Below are 25,606 nucleotides of genomic sequence, written 5' to 3' on the forward strand. Positions count from 1 at the left end.
GGCCGATGAGCACGCGGCCCGCCCCCGAGCCCGACCCGGACGAAACCGCCCCGGGGCGGCCCGGCCCGGCCGAGGTGTTCGATGGCGGGTGCACCGGATCGACCGGGCGTCCGGGCGCGGCGGCGAAACCGCCGCGCGGAGACCACGCGGGCACACGGCATCTGGACGCCCATTCCACAGCGGCAGGCAGGCGAAGGGGCTCGACCGATCCGGAAGCGTCTGCCGCCGGGGAGGTTCAGCCCACGGCCCACACGCCGGTCGACCGAACGCCATCGGGCACAGCCGCATGGACACGCGACACTTCCGGACCGGAGAAGTCACCGGCGGACGAAACCCCGGGCACGGAGAAGGCGCGTGACCAGCCGGTGACCGGACACGACGAAACACGCCGCACCACATCCGAACCCACGTCGTCGCGCACTTCCGGACGCAGCGTCCGCACCGCGCGCACCCGTCCGGCGGTGCGGCGGCTCGGCGCGGGACTGGTGCCGATCCCGACGGTGACGCCCGCCGATCCCCGCGACGCCGTCCTCACCGACGCGGTGGTCTCCGAGGGCAGGCGATTCTGCTGGCGCTGCGGCAAACCGGTCGGCCGGGCGACGGCGAGCCGACCCGCGACCACCGCGGGCACCTGCGCGACCTGCGAGGCGCCCTTCGACTTCCGCCCCACGCTGCACGCGGGCGACATGGTCGCGGGCCAGTACGAGGTGCAGGGGTGTATCGCGCATGGCGGACTCGGCTGGATCTACCTGGCGATCGATCGCAATGTCAGCGACCGCTGGGTTGTGCTGAAGGGCCTGCTGCACGCCGGTGACGGCGAGGCGCAGGCAGTGGCCATGGCCGAACGTCAATTCCTGGCCGAGGTGGCGCACCCGAGCATCGTCAAGATCTACAACTTCGTCGAGCACGCCGGCGCCGACGGCATTCCGGTCGGCTACATCGTCATGGAGTACGTGGGCGGCCGGTCGCTGCGCGACATCCTCGACTCCTACGAACGCCCGAAGCGCATGCCGGCCGCCGAGGCCATCGCCTACCTACTGGAGATCCTGCCCGCGCTGGACTACCTGCACTCGACCGGCCTGACCTACAACGACCTCAAGCCCGACAACATCATGGTCACCGAAGACCAAGTCAAGCTGATCGACCTCGGCGCCGTCGCCACCATCGAGGCATACGGAAACCTCTATGGCACCAGAGGGTTCCAAGCGCCGGAGATCGCGCGGACCGGTCCGACCGTCGCTTCCGACATCTACACCGTGGGTCGCACGCTGGCCGTGCTGACTCTGCACATGCCCTCGGAGCACGGACGTTACCTCGACGGGCTGCCCGATCCCGCCGACGAAACGGTGCTCGCGCGCTACGAGTTCTTCCACCGTCTGCTGCTCTGCGCCACCGACCCGGACCCACGGCGGCGTTTCCCCTCCGCCCGCGCGATGTCCGCGCAGTTGTCGGGCGTGCTGCGGGAGGTCCTCGCGCTGGAGACCGACACCGAGCATCCGCAGCTGTCCACCGTCTTCACTCCGCCGCGAACCAGTTTCGGCACCGAGGAGCTGATCAGCCAGACCGACGCCTACACCGACGGCAGACCGCGCAGCAGCATGCTCGACGCCCGTGACGTGGTGGCGGGATTGCCGATCCCGCTGCTCGATCCGGCCGATCCGTCCGCGCCTCTACTCTCGGCCGCGGTGCATCCCGAACCGGACCACGCGCTGGAGGCGCTGCGGGACGCTCGCGACCGGGCCGAGGTCGATCCCGGCAACGCCCCGGAGACGCTCGATCTGGAGCTCAGCCTCGCCGAGGCACGCGTGCGGCTCGATCTGCGGGAGTCCGCCACTGTCCTGGACCTGCTCGCGCGGTTGCCCGAACGGGAGTGGCGGGTGAGCTGGTATCGCGGTATGGCCGAATTGCTCGATCGGGAGTACGAGCGCGCCTTCACGAATTTCGACGAGGTCCTCCGCGTGCTCCCCGGCGAGCTGGCTCCTCAGCTCGCGCTCGCCGCCACGGCCGAACTCATTCTCCAGCACTGGGATTCGCCGGATCCCGAACAATGGCGCGCCTATGCCGAGAAGGCTTACGAGACCGTCTGGCGCACCGACCGCACAGTGGTGAGCGCTGCCTTCGGGCTGGCCAGGCAGCTGGCCACGGACGGCCGGGTGGACGAGGCCGTGCGGGCGCTGGACGCGGTGCCCGCAGCCTCGCGGCATTTCACCACCGCGCGGATGACCGCCGTGCTGTTCATGCTCACGGCCGCGCCGGTAGCCGATCTCGACGAGGCCACCCTGCACATCTCGGCGTCGCGGGTGCTGGGCCTGCCCGCGGGCGAGAGTCGTGCGGTGCAGATGCGGGTGCTGGTGCTCGGCGCGGCCTTGGCATGGCTGCAAGCGGGCAACAGGCCCAAGCGTCCCGATGCCACGCTGTTCGGCGCGCCGTTCACCGAACGCGAACTCAGGGCAGGCACCGAGGCGGGGCTGCGCTCCCTGGCCCGTGGAGCGCCCGATCGCAAGCATCGCTACGCGCTCGTCGACCTGGCCAACGCGATCCGCGCGAAGACCTGGATCTAACCCAGCCGCCCGACCAGGTGCCGAGCGGCGCGGGCGATGGCCAGTTCCTCGTTGGTCGGCACCACGAGCACCGCGACCGGCGCGCCGGACGGGGAGATCAACCGCGCGGCACGGCTTTCCGCGGTGTTGGCCACCGGATCGACTTCGATGCCGAACCGGCTGAGCCCGGCCAAGGCATCGGCGCGCACCTGCGGGCTGTTCTCCCCGACGCCGGCGGTGAAGGTGATCGCGTCGACCCCGCCGAGTTCGATCAGATATGCCCCGAGGTAGCGCCGCAGCCGATGGATGTACACGTCGTAGGCCAGTTCCGCGGCCTCGTCGCCGCTCGCGATGCGCCGCCGCAGTTCACGGAAATCGTTCACGCCGGACAGGCCCTTGATTCCGGAATCCCGGTTGAGCAGGGTGTCGATCTGGTCGATGTCCAGGTGTGCCGAACGTGCCAGATGCGCGACGATGCCGGGATCGAGATCACCGGACCTGGTGCCCATCACCAGCCCTTCCAGCGGGGTGAGGCCCATGCTGGTGTCGACCGGTTGCCCGCCGCGGATGGCCGACGCCGACGCGCCGTTGCCGAGATGGAAGACGATCTGGTTCAGCTCGGCGGGGTCGCGCCCGAGCAGCTCGGCCGCACGGCCGGACACGTACTCGTGCGAGGTGCCGTGGAAGCCGTACTTCCGGATGCCGTGCGCGGCAGCCACCTCGGCGTCGATGGCGTAGGTCTTCGCGGCGGCAGGCAAGCCGTGGAAGAACGCCGTGTCGAACACCGCGACCTGCGGCACTTCCGGCAACAGCGCCCGCGCGCTCTCGATCCCGGCCACGTTGGCCGGATTGTGCAGCGGCGCCAGCGCGGCGAGTTCGGAGATCGAGGCCACCACGTCGTCGTCGATCAGGGTGGGCCGGTAGAACACCTCGCCGCCGTGCACCACCCGGTGCCCGACCGCACGCACGCCCTCGCGTACCAGGTCATGGCCCGTCGCGGCGAAGGTGTCGAAGACCAGCCGCAACCCGGCGGCGTGGTCGGCGATCGGCTCGCGGCGCTCGGTGGTGTCGCCGTCGGCGCGATGCTCGAGCCCGCCCTCGTCCTCGCCGATCCGCTCGACCATGCCGGAGGCCGCCACCACGCCCGAATCGGGATCCAGGAGTTGATATTTGATGGATGAGGAGCCGGAGTTGATCACCAGCACCATGCCCTCGGCCGTCTTGCTCATCGAACCTCCCGCATTCCGCGAGCCCGCCGCGCGCGCTCGGCAACCACGATCACGACGCGCTCGTCGCGCGCCGCGACGGTGCGCGCACGCATCAACTCTCCTGCGCCTGGATGGCGGTGATCGCCACGGTGTTGACGATGTCGGCCACCAGTGCGCCGCGCGACAGGTCGTTGACCGGCTTGCGCAGACCTTGCAACACCGGTCCGATCGCGATCGCACCCGCGCTGCGCTGCACCGCCTTATAGGTGTTGTTGCCGGTATTGAGGTCGGGAAACACGAATACCGTGGCGCGGCCCGCGACTTCCGAATCGGGCAGCTTGGCGTCGGCGACGGTCGGCTCGATCGCAGCGTCGTATTGGATCGGCCCCTCCACCGGCAGCTCCGGCGCGCGTTCTCGCGCCAGCTTGGTCGCCACGCGCACCTTGTCCACGTCGGCCCCGCTGCCCGATTCGCCGGTCGAATACGACAGCATCGCGACCCGGGGCTCGATGCCGAAGCGGTCGGCGGTCGCCGCGGACGAGATCGCGATATCGGCCAGTTGCCGCGCCGTCGGGTCCGGCACCACCGCGCAGTCGCCGTAGGCGAGCACCCGGTCGGCCAGGCACATGAGGAACACGCTGGAGACGGTGGAGACGCCTTCCACCGTCTTGATGATCTCCAGCGACGGCCGGATGGTGTGCGCCGTGGTGTGCGCCGCGCCGGAGACCATGCCGTCGGCGATCCCCTTGTACACCATCATGGTGCCGAAATACGAGATGTCGGCGACGGTTTCGCGGGCCCGCTCCACCGTCATGCCCTTGTGTTTGCGCAGTTCGGCGTATTCGGCGGCGAACTCGTCCAGGTAGCCGGAGGTGCGTGGATCGAGCACTTGCGCGGCGGAGATGTCCACCCCGAGTTCGGCCGCGCGGGCCCGCACGGTCGGCTCGTCGCCCAGGATGACCAGATCGGCGATCTTGCGCTGCAACACCCGTCCCGCCGCGCGCAGGATGCGGTCGTCGTCGCCTTCGGGCAGCACGATGCGCTTGCGATCGGCTCGTGCGCGCTCGATGAGCTGGTATTCGAACATCTGCGGCGTCACCACCGGACTCGGCGGAACATCGATGCGCCGCAACAACTCGGCGGCGTCCACGCGTTCCTCCATCAGCGCCAGCGCGGTATCGACCTTGCGCGGGTTGCCCGCGGACATCCGGCCGCGGGTGCGGTAGGCCGCGCCTGCCGTGTCGTAGGTGCCGAGTTCGGTGGTGAGGATCGGCAGCTTGGGCTTGAGTCCGGTCATCAGCCGCGCCACCGCGGGATGCGGCAGCAGGCCGCCGTTCATGATGATGCCCGACAGCGACGGAAAGCCCTCCGCCTCGTGCGCGTTCACGACGCTGAGCAGCACGTCCGACCGATCGCCCGGCGCGATCACCACCACGCCCTCGACCAGCCGTTCCAGGATGTGCTCCGCCGTCATGCCGCCGACCATGATCTTCAGCGCCTCACGGTGCAGCAATTCCGGATCGCCGCTGTACATTTCGCCGCCGATGGCGGCGCACAGCTCGGCCATGGTGGGCGCGATCAGCAGCGGGACTTCGGGCAGCGTCCAAGAGGGGACGCCGAAGCCGCGCAGCGCCGCGGCCACCTCGTCCAGCCGCTGCGGCTCGCAGCGATTGGCGATGACGGCGACCAGCTGCGCGTGCTCGTGGGCCAGTTCGGCCGCGCACAGGTCGGCCAGCTGCTTCACCTCGTCCGGGCTGCGGTCGGCGCCGCGGACCACCAGCAGTACCGGTGCGCCCAGATTGACCGCGATCCTGGCGTTGAAGCGCAGTTCGCTCGGGCTCGCCACGTCGGTGTAGTCGCTGCCGACCACAACCACCGCGTCGCACACCTTGGCGACCTCGTGGAAGCGGAGCACGATCTCGCTGATCGCCGCGTCCGGGTCGGCGTGCACCTGCTCGTAGGTGGTGCCGATCGCCTGCGCGTAGTCGATATCCGCTGTGCTGTGCTCGAGCAGCAGTTCGAGGATGTAGTCGGGCTCGGTGGTCGAGCGCGTGATCGGCCGGAATACGCCGACTCGCGCGGTCGTCGCGCACAGCATCTGCAGCACCCCGAGGGCCACCGTCGACTTACCGGTGTCGCCTTCGGGGGAGGCGATGTACACGGCGGATAGAGCGTTGTCGGCCATGCCCGAGAGCTTAGTGAACCGAGGGCAACCAGGCCGCCCCGCTATAGTCCGGGCATGGCTGAGCAATTTCCGGATCGGCAGTGGGGTTCGCGCACCAACCTATTCGCCCGCGCGGCAGGTAGATTCGCGGCCACCAAGCCCGGCTCCCGGCTGGTCCGCGCCCTGACCCCGCTGGATCGGGCGGTCCTGGAGCGCACCGACGCCAAGTACACCGTGCTCGGCCCGATCGGCGCGCCGGTCATCCTGCTCACCACGATCGGACGCAAGTCCGGGCAGCCACGCACCCAGCCGTTGCTCTACGTGCACGACGGCGACACGCTCTACGTGATCGGCAGCAACTTCGGCCAGGCACACCACCCCGCCTGGACCGCCAACCTCCTGGCGAACCCCAACGCCACGGTAGCGATAGCGGGCGAACGCATCCCCGTAACCGCCACCCCCCTGGAAGACCCAGACAAAACCCGTATCTTCCAACGCTTCGTCGACATCACCGGCGCCTACGCCGCCTACCGCTCCCGCACCACCCGCGACCTCCGCATCTTCGCCCTCCGCCGGGCATAACGCCGCGAGTGGCACACCACCGCGGCATCGGTCCGAAAGGGCCTCTGGCGCGTGGTGGGCCACTCGTGAACGTCAGGCGAGGGCGCGCAGGCGGGGGGCGAGGTCGCGCTGGAAGAGGTCGAGGAAGCGGCGCTGGTCGTGGCCGGGGGCGTGGAAGACCAGGTGGTTGAGGCCGGCGTCGAGGTAGGGCTTGATCTGGGCGACCGCCTCGTCGGGGTCGCTCGCGACGATCCAGCGCTTGGCGATCTGTTCGATGGGCAGCGCGTCGGCGGCGGCCTCCATCTCGATCGGGTCGGTGATGCTGTGCTTCTGCTCCGCGGTGAGCGAGAGCGGGGCCCAGAATCGGGTGTTCTCCCTGGCCAGTTCGGGATCGGTGTCGTAGGACAGTTTGATCTCGATCATCCGGTCGATGACCTCCACGCTGCGCCCTGCCTTCGCGGCGCCCTCGGCGACGGCGGGCATCAACTTCTCGGTGTAGAGGTCCATGCCCTTGCCCGACGTGCAGATGAAGCCGTCGCCCGCGCGTCCGGCGTACCGCGCGACCAGCGGGCCACCCGCGGCGATGTAGATCGGGATGCCGCCCTTGGGCACGTCGTAGATGGAGGCGCCGACGGTCTTGTAGTACTCGCCGTCGTAGTCGACGCGGTCGCCGGTCCACAGTGCGCGCATCAGGTCGACCGCCTCGCGCAGGCGCGCGAAACGCTCCTTGAACTCGGGCCATTCGCCGGTGTATCCGGTCGCGATCTCGTTGAGCGCCTCACCGGTGCCGACCCCGAGCATGACGCGATCCGGGTACAGGCAGCCCAAGGTGGCGAAGGCCTGCGCGATCACGGCGGGGTTGTAGCGGAAGGTCGGGGTGAGCACCGAGGTGCCGAGCTGGATGCGCTGGGTGCGCTCGCCGACCGCGGCCAACCAGGCCAGCGAGAAGGGCGCGTGCCCGCCGTTGTGCCGCCAGGGCTGGAAATGGTCGCTCACGGTGGCGCTGTCCAAACCGTGTTGCTCGGCCAGCACCGCGATCTCGACGAGTTCACGGGGGCCGAACTGCTCCGCCGATGCCTTGTATCCGAGCTTGAGTCCGCTCATCTGCCACGCTCCTCGCGTTTCGTTTCGCCGCCATCGCGATCCGTTCTCGACAGTAGTCAACGCTGCCGCCGCCGCGCCGACGGCCTGGCGCGGATGATCTGCACAGCGGGAGAACGCCGCGCCCCGGGCGAAATGTTTCCGCGCGCCGGTCTGCCGGTCGTCGCCGTTTCGGTCGCCGGGCGATAGCGGATAATGGCTCGCGTGACCGCAGACGAGCCGATCCTGTCCTACTTGACCGATATGGACGGCGTGCTGGTGCACGAGGACCATCTCATCCCGGGCGCCGACAAGTTCCTCACCGAACTGCGCGCCAACGACACACCGTTCCTGGTGCTGACCAACAACTCGATCCGCACGCCGCGTGATCTGCAGGCGCGGCTTCGGCACACCGGGCTCGACATCCCCGAAGAGGCGATCTGGACCTCCGCGCTGGCCACCGCCACCTTCCTGAACGACCAGCGACCCAACGGCACCGCATACGTGGTGGGCGAATCCGGGCTCACCACCGCACTGCACGAGATCGGTTACGTGCTGACCGACAGCGATCCGGACTACGTCGTCCTCGGCGAGACCCGCACGTACTCCTTCGAGGCGATCACCACCGCGATCCGGCTGGTCGAGCGAGGCGCCCGTTTCATCGCGACCAACCCGGACCCGACCGGGCCGTCCCGGGACGGCTCGCTGCCCGCCACCGGTTCGGTGGCCGCGCTGATCACCCGCGCCACCGGTCGCGACCCGTACTACGTCGGCAAGCCGAACCCGCTGATGATGCGCTCCGCGCTGCGTCGCATCGGCGCCCATTCCCAATCGACGGTGATGATCGGCGATCGGATGGACACCGACGTCATCTCCGGCCTGGAAGCGGGCATGCGCACCATCCTGGTCACCTCGGGCATCTCCACCCGCGCGTCCTTCGAGGCCTACCCCTACCGCCCCACGATGGTGGTGGACTCCGTCGCCGACCTGATCGGGAAGACCGGGTCTCCGTTCACGGATTGATCAGGTTTTCCGGCTGACAGCAGCCAGAGCCTCTCCGGGCCCAGCTGATCGCCACGCGACACGGCGATGCGCGCTGCCGTCGCACCCGGCGACCGCCGGTCGCCGGAGCTAGTCGCCGTCGGTGATCGCGTCCATCGCGGCGGACAACTCGGTGAGCACATCGACGGTCAGCGCGAGTTGCTCGCGGCCGAGTTCTTCCACGAGCCGTTCGGACATCGCCTTGTGCTGCGGGTCGATGCGGCGGACCGCGGCGAGGCCCGCGTCGGTGACAGCGACGAGTTTCGCTCGCCGGTGCGCGGGATTGGGGCGGTATTCGGCAAGTCCCTTGTCCACCAGCAGATCCGCGATGCGCTGCACGCTCTGGCGGGTGATGCCCATTTCGCGGGCGATTCCGGCGACCGGTAGCGGCGCGCGCAACACCGCGCCCAGCACCTGCCACCAAGCCGCGGTCAGTCCCGCCGGTCGCGCCAGTTCCTCGGCCACCGCGAGGAATCGGCCGTTCAACCGGAACGACGTGATCGCCGCCGTGGCGAACAGCTCCTGTTCAGCGGTCATGCTTCGCCTCCCGACGCCCGCGTCGGTGATCCGGCCGTCCGGATCACCGACGATTCTCGCTCACGCATGCTGCGCGTCGTATTCCGCGAGCACCGCCCAGCCGGCCGGATCGGCGTGCGCGAACAACCGATACCAGCCGTCCAGCACATGCGGCTCGTACACGCCGAGCCTGCCCAGTACCTCGCGCGCGAATTCGAACGGCGCGCTCGCGCTGGCGGTGATCACGTCACCGTCGGTGACGGCCGGGGCCTCGACGTAGTGGTCGGCGCCCGAATAGCCGCTGTAGAGCAGGAATTCCGCGACATTGCTGGTGTGCTTGCGGGTGTCGAGCAGGCCGGCCTTGGCCAGGCCGAACGTCGCGCCGCAGATCGCGGCGACCGGCACGCCCGCGTCGACGAACGCGCGCGCCTTGTGCGTGAACGCATCCAGCTCCGACCCCTCCCAGGTCTGCGCCCCCGGCAGGATCAGCATCGCGCTGTCGGCGGGCGTGAGCTCGTCGAGCACGACGTCCGGCACGATGCGCATGCCGCCCATGGTGGTGATCGGCTCCGCGCTCAGGCCGACCGTCTTCACCTGCCACGTTCCCGGCTCCCGGTGCCAGCTCGGCTTGTTGATGTGCGCGGTGGCCGCGCCCACCTCCCAGTCGGCGAGCGTGTTGTAAACGGCCATGTGCACTGTCCTCGTAACCATGACAGTATACTGTCATACATGACAGCATACTGTCAATGCTCAATCGGCGCGAAGCGGGAACACTCGGCGAACCGGCAACTACGCTGGGGGCATGCGCATTTCGGTGGCGGCGGACGAGCGAGTCGGAGTCGCTCGGGAATTGGTCGACGAGCTGCACAAGCGCGGTCTCGAGATCGTGCCGCACGGCGCGCTGTCCGACGCGGAGCGCGACGACTGGGCGTGGGCCAGCGAGGCGGCGGCCCGGGACGTCGCGTCCGGCCACGGCGACCAGGCGATCGTCTGCTGCTGGACCGGCACCGGCGCCTCGATCGCGGCCAACAAGGTCCCCGGCGTGCGCGCCGCGCTCTGCACCGACGCTTCGACCGCGGCGGGCGCCCGCACCTGGAACGATGCCAACGTCCTCGCCCTGAGCCTGCGTTCGACCTCCAGCGCCGAACTGCGGGAGATCCTCGACGCCTGGTTCACCACCGAACCGAGTTCGTCCCCGGACGACCAGGCGAACATCGCCCATCTCGCCGACATCGAACGCGCCGCCGACGCCTGAGGAAGCCTCCGGGCACTCCGTGTGGCGCACGGCGCATCGCCGCAGCACGGTCCGACTGGCCTTCGACCAGGACGAGGCCCCGAATCGACTGGTCCGCACGGCGCACCGTCGTCACCCGGCGTCATCGCGCCGATCGGCTGACCGATCGCGCGACGGTTTCCGGCTCAGGAGAGGGCGTTGTCCAAGTCGTCCAGGAGATCTTCGACGTCTTCCAGGCCCACCGAGATACGCACGACGCCGTCGGTCAGGCCGATGGTGGCCCGGCCTTCCGGGCCCATGGCGCGGTGCGTCGTGGTGGCCGGGTGCGTGATCAGGGTCTTCGCGTCGCCGAGGTTGTTGGAGATGTCGACTATGCGCAACCGGTTGAGGACTTCGAAAGCGCGCTTCTTCGCCTCGTTCGCGGGCGCGTTCAGTTCGAAGGTGACCACGGTGCCGCCCCCGCTCATCTGGCTGGTGGCCAGCGCGTGCTGCGGATGGGATTCCAGGAACGGGTACCGCACCCAGCTGACGGCCGGGTTGCTTTCCAGGAAACGAGCGATCCGCAGGGCGGACTCCGCCGAGTGGCGTACCCGCAGCGGCATCGTCTCCAGGCCCTTGAGCAGTGTCCACGCGTTGAATGGGCTCAGCGCCGGACCGGTATGGCGCATCAGCGTTTTCACCGGGCCATCGATGTAGTCCTGAGCGCCGAGGATCGCGCCACCGAGCACGCGGCCTTGGCCATCGATGTGCTTTGTCCCCGAGTAGACCACCACGTCGGCGCCGAGTTCGAAGCTACGTTGCAGCAGCGGAGTGGCGAACACGTTGTCCAGCACCACTTTCGCGCCCGCCGCGTGCGCCAGCTCGGTCACCCGGCGCACGTCGACCAAGGTCTGCATCGGATTGGCGGGCGTCTCGAAGAACACCGCCCGGGTGGGCACCGACAGCGCCTGTTCCCACTGGTCGAGATCCTCGCCGTCGACGAAGACGGTCTCCACGCCCCAGCGCGGCAGGATTTCGTTGCACACCACGAAGCACGAGCCGAACAGGCTGCGCGCCGCGACGAGCCGGTCGCCCGCCTTCAGCAGCGCGCCCAGCGCGGTGAACACCGCGGACATGCCGCTCGCGGTCGCGAAGCACGCCTCGGCGCCGTCGATCAGGCGCATCCGCTCCTCGAACATGGCCACCGTCGGGTTGCCGTAGCGGGAGTAGACGAAGTGCTCGACCTCGCCGGTGAACGCGGCCTCGGCGGCTTCGGCGCTCTCGTAGACGAAGCCGGAGGTCAGATAGAGCGCCTCGGCGGTCTCCTCGAAACCGGAGCGCCGCAACCCGCCGCGCACGCCCAGCGTCGCGGGACCGACGCCGCCGGGCAGCGGCTTGTCGAACGCGCCGCCGGTGATCACGACTGCCGCCAGGGCAGTCCGAGAGCACGCCAGCCAGCACTGCCGCGATGCCCGAATTCGTCGAGCGGGCCTTCGAAGCCCTCCAGCACGTTGTAGGAGGTGCGGTAACCCGCCGTGGTGGCGGCGATCGCCGCGCCTATCGAACGCTGACCGGAGCGACAGAGGAAGACGAGGGGAGCCTCGGGGTCGTGGCCGTCGAGCGCCTGCCGAAGCTGCTCGACGAACGCCTCGTTACGCGCGCCCGAGGAGTCGACCCACTCGATCAGCACGGTCGGCCGTTCGATCGCGCTCGTATCGGGGACGCCGACGAACTTCCATTCCGCTTCCGTGCGCACGTCCACGAGGACGGCTTCGGGATTGTCCCGCAGCAGCTCCCACGCCTGCTGCGGAGTGATGTCACCGGCATAACTCATGTGCACCTCCTGCGAATCCGCACTTGCCGCACCCGGGACCAGGGCGCCGCCAGGTCGTCACCCGGAGCACCCCACCGCGGAGGAGGGTTGCCGACCAGCAATGCCGGGGCTTGACACTGGTTCTCATGACCTTCGACTGAGATTGCACCGACCCGGGTCATCGTGTCAAACGGTGGCGCACACTGCGCGAACGCTCAGGTGCAGACCAGCCACTTGCCGCCGGATCTGGTGAGATTCCAGGTCGAGGTCCGCTCTCGCCCGTCCACCTTCGTGGTCACGGTCGCCTTGCCCCGGTCGCCGTCCATGATCGGGTTGTCGATTTTCGTGATCTCGACCGGCTTTCCGACGCCGTCCTGGCCCGCCAGCGGCGAGCGGCTCGCGTCGAAACCCAGGCACGCGGTGCCGGGCGGCGGTACGGCGTCGCTGCGGTTGGCGCCGTCCACGAAATTGCGGACGGCCGCCACGATGCGGTCGGCTTCTGTGACATTTTTCTCAGCCGGCGACAGCACACCACCGAGCACGATCGCGATCAACACGATCGCCGCGACCACCGCGGCCGCGATGAACGGGGCCGCCGAACGCTTGTCGGTCTGATCGACCCGGATGATCTCGTCCTCGCCCGCGGTCGGCTGCTGTTCGGTCATGGCTCGATGATCCCTGGTCGGCGCGGGTATCGAGCGCTCGGCCCCCGGCTGCGGACACCGGCGGAGCCGGCTCGGTCCCGGCGGCCGCGATAGGCCGCGCTCGAGCGGGTAAGCGACGATTGTGGCTTTTCACGGCATCCGCCGAGTTCACGCACCGACGCGGGGCGGCATCGACCATCCCGATAGAATCGCGGGAGGGCGGCCTGCTGTCATAGCGAATCGGCAGCTCCACGCCGCGGCGAACGGAGCACCGTGCAGCCACGAGCCGGCAACGCCGGCGTCCGCACCGAGGGTGCGACCGAGCCGGTGCGTCAACTTAGCCTAAGCTAAGCCAGACGTCCTTAATTGTTTCGACCATAAAGGTGCGCGTAAAGAGATGACCGAACAGAGTGCAGTAGAGGACGGCGGTGTTCGCGAGCCCTCCGTGGTGACGCAGGCTTCCTCCTCCGGGCCCGACGCGCACACCGCGAGGACCCGCCCGCTCCGCATCGCGATCGTGGGCGCCGGACCGGCCGGGATCTACGCCGCCGACGCACTGATGAAGTCCGATGCCGAGGTGAGCATCGACCTGTTCGAGCGCATGCCCGCGCCCTTCGGGTTGATCCGCTACGGCGTCGCGCCCGACCACCCGCGGATCAAAGGCATCATCACCGCCCTGCACAAGGTGCTGGACAAGCCGCAGGTGCGCCTGCTGGGCAATATCGACTACGGCACCGACATCACGCTGGACGACCTGCGGGCCTTCTACGACGCGGTGATCTTCTCCACCGGCGCCAACGCCGACCGCGCGCTGCCCATCCCCGGCATCGATCTCGACGGCTCCTTCGGCGCCGCCGACTTCGTCTCCTGGTACGACGGCCACCCCGACGTCCCCCGCACCTGGCCGTTGGACGCGGAGAAGGTCGCCGTCCTCGGCGTCGGCAACGTCGCCCTCGACGTCGCCCGCGTGCTGGCCAAGACCGGCGACGAACTGCTGCCCACCGAGATCCCGCCGAACGTCTACAAGGGCCTCACGGCCAACAAGGCCGTCGAGGTCCATGTCTTCGGCCGCCGCGGGCCCGCCCAGGCCAAGTTCACCCCGCTGGAACTGCGCGAACTCGACCACTCCCCCACCATCGAAGTCATCGTCGACCCCGAGGACATCGACTACGACGAGGGCTCCGAAGCCGCGCGCAGGCATTCCAAGCAGGTCGACATGGTCGCCAACACGCTCGAGCAGTGGGCCATCCGCGACGCCGGCGACCGGCCGCACAAGCTGTTCCTGCACTTCTTCGAATCCCCCACCGAAGTGCTCGGCGAGAACGGCAAGGTCGTCGGCCTGCGCACCGAGCGCACCCAGCTCGACGGCACCGGTAACGTCAAGGGCACCGGCGTGTTCAAGGACTGGGACGTGCAGGCGGTGTACCGCGCCGTCGGCTATCTGTCGCAGAACCTGACCAACCTGCCGTTCGACGACCAGGCGGGCACCGTGCCGAACGAAGCGGGTCGCGTGATCGCCGACGAGAACGCCGACGGCGCCGCGCGCTACCTGCCCGCCACCTACGTCACCGGCTGGATCAAGCGCGGCCCGGTCGGCCTGATCGGCCACACCAAGGGCGACGCCAACGAGACCATCGCCTGCCTGCTGGACGACGCTCCCGGCTTCACCCCGGCGCAGCGGCCCGACCCCGAGGCCGTCACCGAATTCCTGGAGAGCAAGGGCATCCCGTTTACCACCTGGGCCGGCTGGTACCGCCTCGACGCACACGAACGCTCCCTCGGCGAACCCGAGGGCCGTGAGCGCGTCAAGGTCGTCGAGCGCGAGGACATGCTGCGCGCCAGCGAACCGCACAAGGTCTGATCACCCCGGCTGCGACCGACTCCGCTGCCACCGCCACACCCCCGCTGTGGCAGCGGAAAATTCGACCCTGAGGCATTCTGTACAAGTGTTCGATGCCCACCTGCACATCTTCGACCCGCGATTCCCGCTGGCCGAGAACGAGGGCTACCTGCCCGACCCGTTCACCATCGCGGATTACCGCAAACGCATGTCGCGCTTCGACGTCGCGGGCGGCGCGGTGGTCAGCGGGTCGTTCCAGGGCACCGATCAGACCTACCTGAAGGCCGCCCTCGCCGAGCTCGGCGAGGGCTGGGTCGGCGTCACCCGGCTCGACTTGGACGCCTCCGACGAGGAGATTCTGGAACTGGACCGCATCGGCGTGCGCGCGCTGCGGTTCAACCTCAAGCGCGCGGCGGCCGACATCACCGGAATGACGTTGCAGGCGCTACGCGCGCACGAGCTGGTCGGCTGGCACGTCGAGGTCTACATCGACGGCACGATGCTGGCCTCGCTGCAACCGGTCATCTCCAAGCTGCCCGCGTTGTCGGTCGACCATCTGGGCATGTCCGCGGAGGGGCTGCCCTTCCTGCTCGATCTCGTCGACCGCGGAGCCAAGGTCAAGGCGACCGGTTTCGGACGGGTCGCGATGAACGTGGCCGACACCCTGCGCCGCATCCACGCGGTGAATCCCGGAGCCCTCATGTTCGGCACCGATCTGCCCGGCACCCGAGCCGGACGCCCGTTCCGGGACTCGGACGTGGATCTGCTCTGCGACGTGGTGGGCACCGACATGCACGCGGTGCTCGAGGACAACGCGCGCGCGTTCTACCGGCTCCCGGCCCGCGAGCGCGTCGTCCGTGACGATCCGGCCCCCACGCTGCCGCTGTACCGCCCGCAACCGCCGACCCTCCGGCTGCGCCGCGACGAACTCCCGGAAAGCGGGGCGGGCGACACGATCCCGTTCCCCGCCATCGATCGGTAGCGCTCACACGACGAAGACGCCGACGAGCCAAACGCCGGTGGCCAGCAACGCGCCGAAGAGTTCGATCAGCATGGACAGGCCGACGCCCTTCAACGCGTGCACCGTCGCCTGCCATGCCTGCCGATTGACGCGCAGCCGCTGGAGTTCCGAAAGATACACGCCGAGAACGAAACCCACGAACAGGCCGATCACCGGGATCACGAAGAAGCCGACGATGCCGAGTACCGCGCCGAGGAAGACCGCCCGGCTGGACACGCCCGCGTCCTTCATCCGGCGGCCGGGCCAGACGTATTTGACGACCCCGGAAAGCACCAGCAACAACGCGCTGATCGCGAAGACTGTCCACGCCGTGGCGCCACCGGTGAGGGCGGCCCAGACGGCGATGGCCGCGAAGATCAGGATCACGCCCGGCAGGATCGGCACGACGACTCCGACGAGGCCGACCAGCATCGCGAGGCCGGCGAGAAGGTTGTACCACCCCTGATCAGACAGCGCTTCCACACGTGCAGCCTAGAGCGGCGCGCAGTCGCGAGCGAGCCGTAGCGCCGCGGCGTTATTGTCGTACTGTCAATACACCCCTCCCGGTCGCGTCCGGGAGGACGTACCGGTCACCGGTGCGCTGGATCAACGACGAACCGAGGTAGGGCGTGAGTACTCCATCCACCGCCGAGCAGGGCCCGCTCGCGGGCATCAAGGTCATCGAGCTGGCCGGCATCGGCCCCGGTCCGCACGCCGCGCTGCTGCTCGCCGATCTGGGCGCCGACGTGGTCCGGGTGCAGCGCGCGGGTCAGCTGCCGGGCGGATTCGACCGGCCGCAGCTGCGTGGCCGGACCATCGTCGAGGCCGATCTCAAGAATCCCGCCGACATCGAGAAAGTGCTCGGCCTCGTCGAGAAGGCGGACGTGCTGATCGAGGGCTTCCGTCCCGGTGTCACCGAGCGGATGGGCCTGGGTCCGGACGAGGCGCTCGCTCGCAACCCGCGTCTGGTCTACGGACGGATGACCGGCTGGGGTCAAGAGGGCCCGCTGGCCGACCGCGCGGGACACGACATCAACTACATCTCCATCACCGGCGTGCTGCACGCCATCGGCCGCAAGGGCGAACGGCCGGTCCCGCCGCTGAACATGGTGGGCGATTTCGGCGGCGGCTCGATGTTCCTGGTGTTCGGCATCCTCGCCGCGCTGGTGGAACGGCAGCAGTCCGGCAAGGGCCAGGTGATCGACGCGGCCATGGTCGACGGCGCCCTTGCCCTTTCGCACATGATCTGGGGCATGCGCGGTGCGGGCGTCTGGTCCGACGAGCGCGGCGTGAATCTGCTCGATACCGGAATGTCGTTCTACGACACCTACGAGACCTCCGACGGCAAGTACATGGCGGTCGGCGCGATCGAACCGCAGTTCTACGCCCAGTTGCTCGCGGGCCTGGAGATCGACGCGGACGGCCTGCCCTTCCAGCTCGACCCCGCCGGCCAGGACACGCTCAAAAAGCTGTTCACCGAACGCTTCCGGACCAAGACCCGGGACGAGTGGGCCGAGATCTTCGTCGGCACCGACGCATGCGTCTCGCCCGTGCTCACCTTCGAGGAGGCGACGCGCAACGAGCACATCGCGGCCCGCGGCTCGTTGCTGGAGCTGGACAACATCACCCAGCATGCCCCCGCGCCGCGATTCTCCCGCACTCCCAATGGGATTCCGACTCCGCCGCCCACCACCGCGACGCCGATCGCGTCGGTCTGGACCGACTGAGTCCCGGGCGGGGCGTCGGGGCACGTCGTCCCGGCACCCCGCCCTGCGCGCACTAATTGAAAGTTGCAACATACCAACCGGTTCGACAGTTCGGCGCCGGGCCTGCCATACTGTCCGCGAGCAGGCGGCTTTCGAGGACAGCGAACTTTCCCGGGCATCGTCCGGTCCGCCCCTTGACCGCCGCTCGAGTTGGAGGCCGAGGCGCCGTGCGAGCTTCCGCACGCCGCCCGAGCACGACGAGGGCCAGTCCCGAGGGGTGACCGGCCACCCGTGCCCGGCGGCGCTCGGAGGGGAGTGCCGCCGGCGGAGCCTCCCGAAGTCGGAGCGGCGAAATCTCCTCAGTAGCAGGTCAACGGCGTCAGCGGGTCCGCGGCGCGGGGCGTCAGCGCGAAATAGGCGGACGCGATGGCTTTGACCGCCAACCGCAATTCGGGCTCCCGGTGGGTGAACGGCAGCCGCAGGAACCGTTCGAACGCGCCCTGCACGCCGAATCGAGGCCCGGCCGCGAGCAATACGCCGTGGTTGGGCGCCGTGGCGGCGAGCGCGGTGGACACCGAGGTCGGCAGCTGCGCCCACACCGACATGCCGCCCGCGCCGACAGTGACCCGCCAGTCGGGCAGTTCCTCGGCGAGCGTGCCGAGCAGAGCGGCACGCTGCGAACGCAACTGGTCCCGGCGGCGGTCGAGAATCACGTCCGCGTGCCCGAGCAGGTGCACGGTGGCCAACTGGTCCATCACGGGGGTGCCGAGGTCGACGGTGGAGCGGATGCCGAGAAGCTTGGTGATCAGCGCCTGGTTGGTCCGGATCCAGCCGACCCGCAGACCGCCCCAGAACGATTTCGAGGCCGAGCCGATGGTGATGATCTCGGAGCCTCGGGCGAAGGCCGCGACCGGCGGCGGTGGAATGTCCGCGCCGAGGCCGAGATCCGCCATGGATTCATCGATCACGACGGTCATCCTGGTATCCCTCGCGATGGCGGCCAGTTCAGCGCGGCCGTCGGCGTCGAGCAGCAAGCCCGTCGGATTGTTGTAGTCCGGCACCAGGTAGGCCAGGCTCGCCGCGGTCTGCCGGGCGGCACTGCGGATTCCGTCGAGATCCCAGCCTCCCGCCGGGTCCTCCGGGCGCAGCGGCACCGGCACCGGCCGGGCGCCGACATCGCGGATCGCCTCGATGGCATTCGGATAGGTCGGATGGTCGATCAGCACGCGCGCTGCGGGCGCCGTGAGCACGTTCAGCAGCAGGCGCAGGCCGTGCTGGGCGCCGAGAGTGACCAGGATCTGGTCGGGCTCGGTCGGCAGCCCGCGCGCGGTGTAGCGGCGGGCGATGGCCTCGCGCAGCGCGAGCACGCCGACCGGGTCCATGCCGTGCGTACCGAGATAGGCCGGAATTCCTTCCAGGGCAGCGGAATACGCGTCTTGCATCTCCAAGGGGGCGGCCATCGCGGCATAGGTCATGTCGATGGTGGGCAGCTCGGGCGAGGCCATCATCGCCAGGATGCTCCTGGCCGGTTTGACGCCGTCGTGCTGCACGTCGCGGGGCAGGGCCACCGTGCTGCGCGACCCCTGGCGGCTGATCAGGTAGCCGTGCTCGCGCAGCAGCGCGTAAGTGGAGGTGATGGTGGTGCGGCTGACCCCGAGGGTGGCGGCGAGATCACGTTCGCTGGGCAAGGCGACACCCAGCGGCGCCCGACCGTCGTGGATCAGCAACCGGATGCCTTCGGCCAGCGCCAGGTACGCCGGGCGGGTGGAGCGCCGCCCGGCCGAATCCGGATCACCGTCGTGCGCGTGCCGCCAACGGCCCAGATCGCGGGCCAGGCTGCCCGCGCCGATCACTCTCGTCGCCATGCGGTCCAGTATCGGCCGATTGGATATTCCTTGGCAAGGCCAGTAGCGCGCACGCTGGCGGACATGACCGCCCTCGCCACCCTGCTCCTGGTCGCTTTGTTCGGCTGCCTGATCTACCGCTTCGCGCCGAAACGCGACGAGCGCGCCTTCCGCCTCGAACGTTTCCACCCGGGCACCCCGATGTCCGACCAAACCCTCTCCTACTACGACCATCAGCGGCGATACTCCGATCTCGCCGCGATCCACGGGCACAGGGACATGCCGGACCCGGACCTGTCCAGCGGCGCGGAGTCACCGCGAACCGTCTTGCGGCGACGGAAGGCCACCGCGCCCGCGCCAGGCCGGTGCGGCGGCAACCCTCATCCCGCCGTGTGACCTCAATCCTTCCGGCACACGCGCCCGGCCCAGCTGAGACAAAAGGCCAGTTCCGGATAACTGGACTGATCATTGCTTGTTTGTCGGTCCTACGATGCAGACTTGGCTCATGAGTGACGCCACTCCCCTCGCCGCCGATCCTCCGGCGACCGAGGCCATCGGTTCGGCCACGGAGCCCCTGGGCCGGCCCGGGCCTACCCGTCCAGCCGCGGCGACGCTGTTCGACACCACGATCGGCTGCTGCGCGATCGCGTGGAGCGGCGCAGGTGTGATCCGATTCCAGCTCCCGGAGGAGAGCCCGGCGGCCACCCGGGCGCGCATCACACGCGCTCGCGCAGGCGAGAAGCTCCACGAGGATCCACCCTCCGCCGTGATCGCCGAAGCCATCGCGGGCATATGCGCCCACCTCGCGGGCGAGCTCGACGACCTGCGCTGGATCGCCGTGGACACCAGCGGGATTCCGGAGTTCCACCGCGCCGTGTACGCCGTCACGCGCGCCATCGACCCCGGCCACACCCTCAGCTACGGCCAGGTCGCCGAGCGCGTGGGCGCACCGGGCGCCGCCCAGGCGGTCGGACAGGCATTGGGCCGCAACCCGATCCCGCTGATCATCCCGTGTCACCGCGTACTCGCCGCCGACCACGCCCTGCACGGCTTCTCCGCCCCGGGCGGCATCGATACCAAGCAGCGCCTGCTGACCATCGAGCGCACATCGGGATTCGGCGAACCCACCTTGTTCTGAGCAACTGCCCCCGACCGAGTGAAGGCCCAGGTCCTCGTTTCGGAGTCATGGATACGCCGACGGTGCGATGAATTCGTGTAGTTCGCTTCGTCCCTACGAGCGAGACATCGGCAGCACCCGCCGATCCGGAACGGAAGTGAGTGGACCATGGAGACTGTCACATCGGCCGACGGCACCGTGATCGCGTTCGATCGGCAAGTCGGCGGCGACAACGGAGTCGTGATTCTGGTCGGCGGCGCCTTCGGTTTCCGGAAATTCCCCAAGATGGTCGAGTTGGCCACGGCACTCGCCGAGCAGCACCAGTTGACTGTGCTCAACTACGACCGGCGTGGCCGCGGCGACAGCACGGATTCGCCCGGCGTCTACGACGTCGAGCGCGAGATCGCTGACATCGCCGCTTTGGTCGAGGCCGCGGGCGGTAAGGCGGCGTTGTTCGGCTGGTCCTCGGGCGCCGCGCTCGCGCTACGAGCCGCCGAGTCCGGCCGGGTGAAGGGCATCACGAAGATCGTCGCGTTCGAGCCGCCTTTCGTGGTCGACCGGGAAGGTTTCGTGCCTGACAGCGACTTGGAAGCGCGGCTGCACGAACTGATCACCGCAGATTCGCGCGGCAACACCGTTCGGTTCTACATGACCGAGGCCATGGGTATGCCACGTGTGATGGCCGCGGTCATGCGCTTCACCCCCTTTTGGAAAGACCTGTGCGCCACCGCTGCCTCCACCGCACACGACTGGGCTGTGATGCGCGACTTCATGCGCGGCGAGCCGCTGCGGCCCGAGGACTGGGCCGGGGTCGGCGTGCCGACTCTGGTCATCGCCGGCGGCAAGACCGACGCGCTGCTCCGGAAGGGAGCCCGCGCCGCCGCCGCGGTACTGCCCGATGCCGTCTTCCGGGAGATTCCCCGGCTCAGCCACAACCCGAATATCGGGCTCCTCGCCCCCGTCGCCGGTTCGTTTCTCACCGGCGCCGAGCAGCCCGCCGGGTAGTACGCGGCTCAGTCCATGGGATGCGCGCGGAAGAATTCACACTCGTCGCCGGTGATGTAGCCGTCCTCGCAACCGAAATAGGTTTGAATACAGGCGTTCGTCGAGCAGCCGAGTTCGATCAGCTTCTGCCGGATCCGGGCGTTGCGCTCCTGGGGCGTCTCGGTCTTCGGCGCCACCGTCGTCGAGGGGCGCGCCGAACTGGTGACCGGTTGCGGCTGCCCGTCCGAGCACCCGGCGGCCAGGAGCATTCCGGCTGCCAGCGCGCAGATCACCGCGGCCGACCGCGAGGTCATCCGCCACTCCCGGACTCGCCGCGCATCAGCGCTCCGAGGGACTCGCGATCGGTGACGTCCATCTTGATGCAGGCCCGGTAGAGGTGGCCCTCCACCGTGCGCACCGAGACCGTGAGCCGGTCGGCGATCTGCCGGTTGGACAGGCCCGCGGCGACCAGGTTCGCGATCTCTCGTTCTCGCGCGGTCAACGGCAAGGGCTGCGCGGCCTGCCGCAGCGCCGGGGTACTCGCTCCGCCGCAGGCGGCGGCCAGGCGGTTGGCCGCGGCGGCGGACTCGAGCAACCTGCGCCGATCGCCGGACCGCTCGTGGGCCGACGCGGCCTGCGCCGAGGCGTCGGCGGCCGACAGCAGCACGCCGAGGCGCTCGAATTCGGCTGCGGCCGTGTCCAGCCCGGGTCCGTCGTGGGCGGCGAGCGCCACCGCGTGCCGCGCCTGCGCCTGCACCAGCCGCCCTTCCACCCGGACGGCCAGCTCCGCCAGTCGTCCGGACACGGAATGATCACCGAAACGGGCCGCGGCGTGCAGTGCCATGGCCTCGATCGCATGCTGATGCGAGTGTGCGGCCGCGTCGGCGGCGCCCACCGCGAGCCGGATGGCCGGGGTCACGGTTCCTTCGGCGGCGGCCAGCCAAGCGCGGGCCACTTCCAGCTGCGGTTCGTACACCGCGCTGTGCCTGCCGCCCCGCGCGGTGGCGTGCGCGATCGACTCGGCGGCCTCGGCGGCGCGCCCGAGCGCCGAATACGCCTCCGCCAGACGGATTCGCGCGGGGAACATCCAGGCGGCGGCGCCCTCCGCGGCCAGCGCGGCCAGCGCCTGTTCCAGATTCTCGATGCCGTCCAGGAATCGGCCCTGCGCCACATCGACGGTGCCCTGCAGGATTTTCGACATGCCCCAGGCCAGATACTGCCCCGGCGAGGAGTAGCCGACGAAAGACCCGGCGCGGCGTCGTGCGGCGTCCAGATCGCCGGTGAAGGTCAGAGCGAGCACCTCGGCGTGCGTGGACATGAAGCGATTGAGCCCGTCGATGTGCTCTTCCACCTCGTGCCCGCGGGCCGCGTACTGCCTGGCCGCCTCGCCCTTGCCCATCAACGCCAGCGCCAGGCCGCCGCCGAACGCGGCCCACCACACCGCCCACGGCGGTGCGCCATCGGCGGACATCACCGTTTCCGCCTCGGCGATCGCGTCGTCGACCCGGTTCTCGTTGACCAGACTCGCGGACGCCAGACCGGTGAAGATGGCCGCGATCTTCGGATGCCGCACCTTCCCCCGCACCAGCTTCAGCACCTCGTCGGCGCGATCGGCATCGCCCATGGCCCACAACAAGTTCGCCACCCGGGTGCTGCCCCAGCGCGCCAGCTGCACCTCGTCGAGCTGGTCGGGGTCGAAGCTGGCCAAGGTGCGCTCGGCCTCGATCCGATGTCCCTGCCAGAGCAAGGCGCGCGCCAGCAGGTCGGCGGACTCCACGCCACCGCGCCGCTCCACCGCGGCGCGGGCGAAGCGCTCACCCAGCGGCAGATTCGCCAATCCGATCGCGTCGGCCGCCGCCGCCTCGAACAATTCCAGATCCGCGGATTTGTCACTGTCCAGAGCCAATTCGGCCAGCCGGATACGATCGGCGGCGGAATTGATCCGGCGCTCCTTCAGCGACGAATACAACCGGCCGCGCAGCCGCCGCGCCGAGGCGATGCCCAACCTGCGCCGGATCACCTCGCCGAACAGCGGGTGGTTGTAGCGGACGATCAGATCCCGGGAGTTCTGCACGACCCGGATCACACCGCGCGTTTCGGCGGCTTCCACCGCGTCCTCGCCCGCCAATTCGGCGAGGACGTCGAGATCGATCGGCTCACAGAAGGTCAGCAGTTCCAGCACCCGCAGCACGGGCTCGGGCAGTTGTTCCACCCGATCCTCCAGCAGCGCGGCCAGCTCCGAGGTCACCGCTGCGCGGCCGCGCAACTGCCACACCCCGTTGACCTGGCGCAGCGTGCCCGCCTCCAGCGCACCCTCGACCAAATGCCGCAGGAACAACGCGTTTCCGGCAGAGGACTCCCACATCAAGTTGGCGGTGAATCCCTCGAGCTGCCCGCCGAGCATCGACTCCACCAGCTCGACGCTCTGACGCTGGGTGAACGGGCGCAAGTCGATGCGCGTCAGGTGGCCGTCTTTCCACAGCGAAGTGACCGCGTCCGGCACCTGGACACCGCTGCGCACGGTCACCACGATGTGCGCCGCTTTGTCGATGGCCAGCTGCAGCAGCAATGTGGCGGAGAGCTGATCGAGCAGATGCGCGTCGTCCACGCCGATCACGGTGTCGCCGTCGGCGAGCAACGCCTCACGCGCCGCCGACATGAAGGTGACCGGGTCGTGCGCCGTGTAGACGCCGACCATGTGGGCGAAGACCCCGAGGGGAATGCTGCGCGCCGACTCGGTGCCCGCCACCCAGCGAACATTGCCGCCGATCGCGGAAGTGGCGTGCCTGGCCAGGGTGGTCTTGCCCACCCCCGCATCGCCGGTCAGCACCACACCGACGTGCTCCGAACCGGTCAGCGCCGCGCGGATCGCCTCGAATTCGCTTTCGCGCTCGATCATCGGCCAATTCCGAGCCATGCTCTAACTGTAGTTCTTCACCGATCATGATCGAAGCCGAGCGAGCACGATAGATGTGGTGAATTTCTGGTGACCTTGCCGAATTTCCGCTGGACCACGCGGAATTCGAACAGGTTCTAGCCGAGCACGTCGTGTCGGACGATGGTTTGATCCCGCCCGGGACCCACGCCGATGCAGGAAATCCTGGCGCCGGACAGCTCCTCCAAACGCAACACGTACGCCTGGGCGTTGGCGGGCAGCTCCTCGAAGGTGCGCGCGCCGGAAATGTCCTCCCACCATCCGGGCATGTGCTCGAAAATGGGCTTCGCGTGATGGAATTCGGTCTGCGTAGTCGGCATCTGCTCGACCCGCTCGCCGTCGACCTCGTAGGCGACGCAGATCGGCACCGTCTCCAGACTGGATAGCACGTCCAGTTTGGTGAGGAAGTAGTCGGTGATGCCGTTGACCCGGGTGGCGTAGCGCGCGATCACGGCATCGAACCAACCACAGCGGCGGGCGCGCCCGGTGGTGACGCCGACCTCGCCGCCGGTCTTGGCCAGGTAGGTGCCGAACTCGTCGAACAGCTCGGTCGGGAACGGGCCGGAACCGACGCGGGTGGTGTAGCACTTCAAAATGCCGAGCACCGTGTTGATCTTGTTCGGCCCGATGCCCGCGCCGACCGCCGCGCCGCCCGAGGTCGGGTTCGACGACGTGACATAGGGGTAGGTGCCGTGGTCGACGTCCAGCAGGGTGCCCTGCGAACCCTCCAGCAGCACCGTCTCGCCGCGCTCGAGCGCCAGGTTCAGCTTCAGGCGCGTGTCGGCGATCCGGTGGGAGAAGCTCTCGGCCTGCGTGAGCACTTCGTCGACCACCTGCTGCGGGTCCAGGGCGCGTCGGTTGTAGATCTTGACCAGCACCTGGTTCTTGAACTCCAGCGCCGCCTCGACCTTCTGCGTGAGGATCTTCTCGTCCAGCACGTCCGCGACGCGCACGCCGACACGGGCGACCTTGTCCTGATAGCACGGCCCGATACCGCGGCCGGTGGTGCCGATCTTCTTGTTGCCGAGGAAGCGCTCGGTGACCTTATCGATGGCCACGTGATACGGCATGATCAGGTGCGCGTCGGCGGAGAGCAGCAGGCCGGAGGTGTCCACGCCGCGCTCTTCCAGCCCCGCCAGTTCGTCCAGCAGCACACCGGGGTCCACCACGACGCCGTTGCCGATGACATTTGTCACGCCGGGGGTCAGAATGCCGGAGGGGATCAGGTGCAACGCGAAGTTGTCACCGTTCGGCAACACCACGGTGTGACCGGCGTTGTTGCCACCTTGGTAACGGACCACCCAATCCACCCGACCACCGAGCAGATCGGTTGCTTTGCCCTTCCCCTCGTCGCCCCACTGGGCGCCGATCAGGACGATTGCCGGCATGGTCGTGTCTCC

General features: G+C 69.0%; 23 protein-coding genes and 1 riboswitch. Of the genes, 10 read left to right on the forward strand and 13 right to left on the reverse strand.

Features of this window, described 5'->3' with window-relative positions; genetic code table 11:
- Positions 1-5: 5 nt before the first annotated feature.
- On the forward strand, positions 6-2,561 hold the full coding sequence (locus tag ACFU5M_RS14130; RefSeq protein ID WP_379048854.1) for a serine/threonine-protein kinase PknG: 2,556 nt from the start codon (positions 6-8) through the stop codon (positions 2,559-2,561).
- On the opposite strand, the gene ACFU5M_RS14135 is transcribed toward ACFU5M_RS14130, so the two are convergent.
- Both ACFU5M_RS14135 and pta read right to left on the reverse strand, forming a co-directional pair.
- Positions 2,558-3,769 (reverse strand): acetate kinase, encoded by a 1,212-nt coding sequence (locus tag ACFU5M_RS14135; RefSeq protein ID WP_379048855.1) that lies wholly within the window; start codon positions 3,767-3,769, stop codon positions 2,558-2,560. The genes ACFU5M_RS14130 and ACFU5M_RS14135 overlap by 4 nt on opposite strands.
- A gap of 91 nt (positions 3,770-3,860) precedes the next feature.
- Positions 3,861-5,933 carry a phosphate acetyltransferase gene (pta, locus tag ACFU5M_RS14140; protein ID WP_379048887.1) on the reverse strand — a complete coding sequence of 691 codons (2,073 nt, stop codon included), beginning with the start codon at positions 5,931-5,933 and terminating at the stop codon, positions 3,861-3,863.
- A 54-nt stretch (positions 5,934-5,987) separates the two neighbouring features.
- On the opposite strand from pta, the gene ACFU5M_RS14145 reads away from it, so the two are divergent.
- Positions 5,988-6,494, forward strand: a complete 507-nt coding sequence (locus ACFU5M_RS14145) for a nitroreductase/quinone reductase family protein (protein WP_379048856.1) — start codon at positions 5,988-5,990, stop codon at positions 6,492-6,494.
- 72 nt (positions 6,495-6,566) lie between these two features.
- On the opposite strand, the gene fgd is transcribed toward ACFU5M_RS14145, so the two are convergent.
- Complete coding sequence (fgd, locus tag ACFU5M_RS14150; RefSeq protein WP_379048857.1) at positions 6,567-7,577, reverse strand: glucose-6-phosphate dehydrogenase (coenzyme-F420); 1,011 nt, start codon at positions 7,575-7,577, stop codon at positions 6,567-6,569.
- 192 nt (positions 7,578-7,769) lie between these two features.
- Between fgd and ACFU5M_RS14155 the strand changes: the two genes are divergently transcribed.
- Positions 7,770-8,576 (forward strand): HAD-IIA family hydrolase, encoded by an 807-nt coding sequence (locus ACFU5M_RS14155; protein ID WP_379048858.1) that lies wholly within the window; start codon positions 7,770-7,772, stop codon positions 8,574-8,576.
- 108 nt (positions 8,577-8,684) lie between these two features.
- On the opposite strand, the gene ACFU5M_RS14160 is transcribed toward ACFU5M_RS14155, so the two are convergent.
- Both ACFU5M_RS14160 and ACFU5M_RS14165 read right to left on the reverse strand, forming a co-directional pair.
- Positions 8,685-9,131 carry a MarR family winged helix-turn-helix transcriptional regulator gene (locus tag ACFU5M_RS14160; RefSeq protein WP_379048859.1) on the reverse strand — a complete coding sequence of 149 codons (447 nt, stop codon included), beginning with the start codon at positions 9,129-9,131 and terminating at the stop codon, positions 8,685-8,687.
- Positions 9,132-9,191: 60 nt separating this feature from the next.
- Complete coding sequence (locus ACFU5M_RS14165; RefSeq protein WP_379048860.1) at positions 9,192-9,821, reverse strand: type 1 glutamine amidotransferase family protein; 630 nt, start codon at positions 9,819-9,821, stop codon at positions 9,192-9,194.
- Between the two features lie 91 nt (positions 9,822-9,912).
- Here ACFU5M_RS14165 and ACFU5M_RS14170 point away from each other — a divergent pair, with 91 nt between their 5' ends.
- A complete protein-coding gene (locus tag ACFU5M_RS14170; RefSeq protein ID WP_379048861.1) occupies positions 9,913-10,365 on the forward strand; it encodes an RpiB/LacA/LacB family sugar-phosphate isomerase in 453 nt (150 codons plus the stop codon).
- Positions 10,366-10,529: 164 nt separating this feature from the next.
- On the opposite strand, the gene ACFU5M_RS14175 is transcribed toward ACFU5M_RS14170, so the two are convergent.
- From ACFU5M_RS14175 to ACFU5M_RS14185, 3 genes are all read right to left on the reverse strand, one after another.
- Positions 10,530-11,744: an O-succinylhomoserine sulfhydrylase gene (locus ACFU5M_RS14175; RefSeq protein ID WP_379048862.1), complete on the reverse strand. Its 1,215-nt coding sequence runs from the start codon at positions 11,742-11,744 to the stop codon at positions 10,530-10,532.
- Entirely contained in the window at positions 11,741-12,157 is a 417-nt protein-coding gene (locus ACFU5M_RS14180) for a rhodanese-like domain-containing protein (RefSeq protein ID WP_379048863.1), read from the reverse strand. The genes ACFU5M_RS14175 and ACFU5M_RS14180 overlap by 4 nt, the downstream gene beginning before the upstream one ends.
- Before the next feature lie 14 nt (positions 12,158-12,171).
- A riboswitch (SAM riboswitch) is annotated at positions 12,172-12,288 on the reverse strand.
- Positions 12,289-12,351: 63 nt separating this feature from the next.
- The gene (locus tag ACFU5M_RS14185; protein ID WP_379048864.1) at positions 12,352-12,801 is read right to left on the reverse strand and encodes a hypothetical protein; all 450 of its coding nucleotides are present in this window, start codon (positions 12,799-12,801) and stop codon (positions 12,352-12,354) included.
- Positions 12,802-13,177: 376 nt separating this feature from the next.
- Between ACFU5M_RS14185 and ACFU5M_RS14190 the strand changes: the two genes are divergently transcribed.
- Together ACFU5M_RS14190 and ACFU5M_RS14195 are read left to right on the forward strand one after the other, a co-directional pair.
- On the forward strand, positions 13,178-14,641 hold the full coding sequence (locus tag ACFU5M_RS14190) for an FAD-dependent oxidoreductase (RefSeq protein WP_379048865.1): 1,464 nt from the start codon (positions 13,178-13,180) through the stop codon (positions 14,639-14,641).
- 85 nt (positions 14,642-14,726) lie between these two features.
- Entirely contained in the window at positions 14,727-15,602 is an 876-nt protein-coding gene (locus ACFU5M_RS14195; protein ID WP_379048866.1) for an amidohydrolase family protein, read from the forward strand.
- A 3-nt stretch (positions 15,603-15,605) separates the two neighbouring features.
- On the opposite strand, the gene ACFU5M_RS14200 is transcribed toward ACFU5M_RS14195, so the two are convergent.
- Entirely contained in the window at positions 15,606-16,052 is a 447-nt protein-coding gene (locus ACFU5M_RS14200; RefSeq protein ID WP_379048888.1) for a DUF456 domain-containing protein, read from the reverse strand.
- A gap of 197 nt (positions 16,053-16,249) precedes the next feature.
- Here ACFU5M_RS14200 and ACFU5M_RS14205 point away from each other — a divergent pair, with 197 nt between their 5' ends.
- Positions 16,250-17,347, forward strand: coding sequence for a CaiB/BaiF CoA transferase family protein (locus tag ACFU5M_RS14205; protein WP_379048867.1), 1,098 nt, complete (start codon positions 16,250-16,252; stop codon positions 17,345-17,347).
- A 338-nt stretch (positions 17,348-17,685) separates the two neighbouring features.
- Here ACFU5M_RS14205 and ACFU5M_RS14210 read toward each other — a convergent pair whose 3' ends face one another.
- Entirely contained in the window at positions 17,686-19,191 is a 1,506-nt protein-coding gene (locus ACFU5M_RS14210) for a PLP-dependent aminotransferase family protein (RefSeq protein WP_379048868.1), read from the reverse strand.
- Between the two features lie 30 nt (positions 19,192-19,221).
- Between ACFU5M_RS14210 and ACFU5M_RS14215 the strand changes: the two genes are divergently transcribed.
- The 3 genes from ACFU5M_RS14215 to ACFU5M_RS14225 all read left to right on the forward strand — a co-directional run bounded on the left by ACFU5M_RS14215 (position 19,222) and on the right by ACFU5M_RS14225 (position 21,292).
- Positions 19,222-19,566 carry a hypothetical protein gene (locus tag ACFU5M_RS14215; RefSeq protein ID WP_379048869.1) on the forward strand — a complete coding sequence of 115 codons (345 nt, stop codon included), beginning with the start codon at positions 19,222-19,224 and terminating at the stop codon, positions 19,564-19,566.
- Between the two features lie 109 nt (positions 19,567-19,675).
- Entirely contained in the window at positions 19,676-20,308 is a 633-nt protein-coding gene (locus tag ACFU5M_RS14220; RefSeq protein ID WP_379048870.1) for a methylated-DNA--[protein]-cysteine S-methyltransferase, read from the forward strand.
- A 147-nt stretch (positions 20,309-20,455) separates the two neighbouring features.
- Positions 20,456-21,292 carry an alpha/beta fold hydrolase gene (locus ACFU5M_RS14225; protein ID WP_379048871.1) on the forward strand — a complete coding sequence of 279 codons (837 nt, stop codon included), beginning with the start codon at positions 20,456-20,458 and terminating at the stop codon, positions 21,290-21,292.
- A gap of 8 nt (positions 21,293-21,300) precedes the next feature.
- Here the strand turns inward: ACFU5M_RS14225 and ACFU5M_RS14230 are convergent, their stop codons facing one another.
- The 3 genes from ACFU5M_RS14230 to ACFU5M_RS14240 form a co-directional block, all read right to left on the reverse strand.
- On the reverse strand, positions 21,301-21,585 hold the full coding sequence (locus ACFU5M_RS14230; RefSeq protein WP_379048872.1) for a hypothetical protein: 285 nt from the start codon (positions 21,583-21,585) through the stop codon (positions 21,301-21,303).
- Complete coding sequence (locus tag ACFU5M_RS14235; protein ID WP_379048873.1) at positions 21,582-24,188, reverse strand: LuxR C-terminal-related transcriptional regulator; 2,607 nt, start codon at positions 24,186-24,188, stop codon at positions 21,582-21,584. Before ACFU5M_RS14235 ends, ACFU5M_RS14230 begins: the two co-directional genes overlap by 4 nt.
- A 116-nt stretch (positions 24,189-24,304) precedes the next feature.
- Positions 24,305-25,594: an adenylosuccinate synthase gene (locus ACFU5M_RS14240; RefSeq protein WP_379048874.1), complete on the reverse strand. Its 1,290-nt coding sequence runs from the start codon at positions 25,592-25,594 to the stop codon at positions 24,305-24,307.
- Positions 25,595-25,606: the final 12 nt, after the last annotated feature.

It is taken from the genome of Nocardia sp. NPDC057455, assembly GCF_042802775.1.
Taxonomy (GTDB): Bacteria; Actinomycetota; Actinomycetes; order Mycobacteriales; family Mycobacteriaceae; genus Nocardia.

Excerpts from the sequence above, each read along its gene's own strand:
- ACFU5M_RS14180 (WP_379048863.1), bottom strand. The coding sequence starts at position 12,157 with ATGAGTTATGCCGGTGACATCACTCCGCAGCAGGCGTGGGAGCTGCTG.
- ACFU5M_RS14230 (WP_379048872.1), bottom strand. The coding sequence starts at position 21,585 with ATGACCTCGCGGTCGGCCGCGGTGATCTGCGCGCTGGCAGCCGGAATG.
- ACFU5M_RS14160 (WP_379048859.1), bottom strand. The coding sequence starts at position 9,131 with ATGACCGCTGAACAGGAGCTGTTCGCCACGGCGGCGATCACGTCGTTC.
- ACFU5M_RS14165 (WP_379048860.1), bottom strand. The coding sequence starts at position 9,821 with ATGGTTACGAGGACAGTGCACATGGCCGTTTACAACACGCTCGCCGAC.
- ACFU5M_RS14130 (WP_379048854.1), top strand. The coding sequence starts at position 6 with ATGAGCACGCGGCCCGCCCCCGAGCCCGACCCGGACGAAACCGCCCCG.
- ACFU5M_RS14145 (WP_379048856.1), top strand. The coding sequence starts at position 5,988 with ATGGCTGAGCAATTTCCGGATCGGCAGTGGGGTTCGCGCACCAACCTA.
- ACFU5M_RS14190 (WP_379048865.1), top strand. The coding sequence starts at position 13,178 with ATGACCGAACAGAGTGCAGTAGAGGACGGCGGTGTTCGCGAGCCCTCC.
- ACFU5M_RS14240 (WP_379048874.1), bottom strand. The coding sequence starts at position 25,594 with ATGCCGGCAATCGTCCTGATCGGCGCCCAGTGGGGCGACGAGGGGAAG.
- ACFU5M_RS14220 (WP_379048870.1), top strand. The coding sequence starts at position 19,676 with ATGAGTGACGCCACTCCCCTCGCCGCCGATCCTCCGGCGACCGAGGCC.
- ACFU5M_RS14235 (WP_379048873.1), bottom strand. The coding sequence starts at position 24,188 with ATGGCTCGGAATTGGCCGATGATCGAGCGCGAAAGCGAATTCGAGGCG.
- ACFU5M_RS14135 (WP_379048855.1), bottom strand. The coding sequence starts at position 3,769 with ATGAGCAAGACGGCCGAGGGCATGGTGCTGGTGATCAACTCCGGCTCC.
- fgd (WP_379048857.1), bottom strand. The coding sequence starts at position 7,577 with ATGAGCGGACTCAAGCTCGGATACAAGGCATCGGCGGAGCAGTTCGGC.
- ACFU5M_RS14155 (WP_379048858.1), top strand. The coding sequence starts at position 7,770 with ATGGCTCGCGTGACCGCAGACGAGCCGATCCTGTCCTACTTGACCGAT.
- ACFU5M_RS14170 (WP_379048861.1), top strand. The coding sequence starts at position 9,913 with ATGCGCATTTCGGTGGCGGCGGACGAGCGAGTCGGAGTCGCTCGGGAA.
- ACFU5M_RS14225 (WP_379048871.1), top strand. The coding sequence starts at position 20,456 with ATGGAGACTGTCACATCGGCCGACGGCACCGTGATCGCGTTCGATCGG.
- pta (WP_379048887.1), bottom strand. The coding sequence starts at position 5,933 with ATGGCCGACAACGCTCTATCCGCCGTGTACATCGCCTCCCCCGAAGGC.
- ACFU5M_RS14210 (WP_379048868.1), bottom strand. The coding sequence starts at position 19,191 with ATGGCGACGAGAGTGATCGGCGCGGGCAGCCTGGCCCGCGATCTGGGC.
- ACFU5M_RS14200 (WP_379048888.1), bottom strand. The coding sequence starts at position 16,052 with ATGCTGGTCGGCCTCGTCGGAGTCGTCGTGCCGATCCTGCCGGGCGTG.
- ACFU5M_RS14185 (WP_379048864.1), bottom strand. The coding sequence starts at position 12,801 with ATGACCGAACAGCAGCCGACCGCGGGCGAGGACGAGATCATCCGGGTC.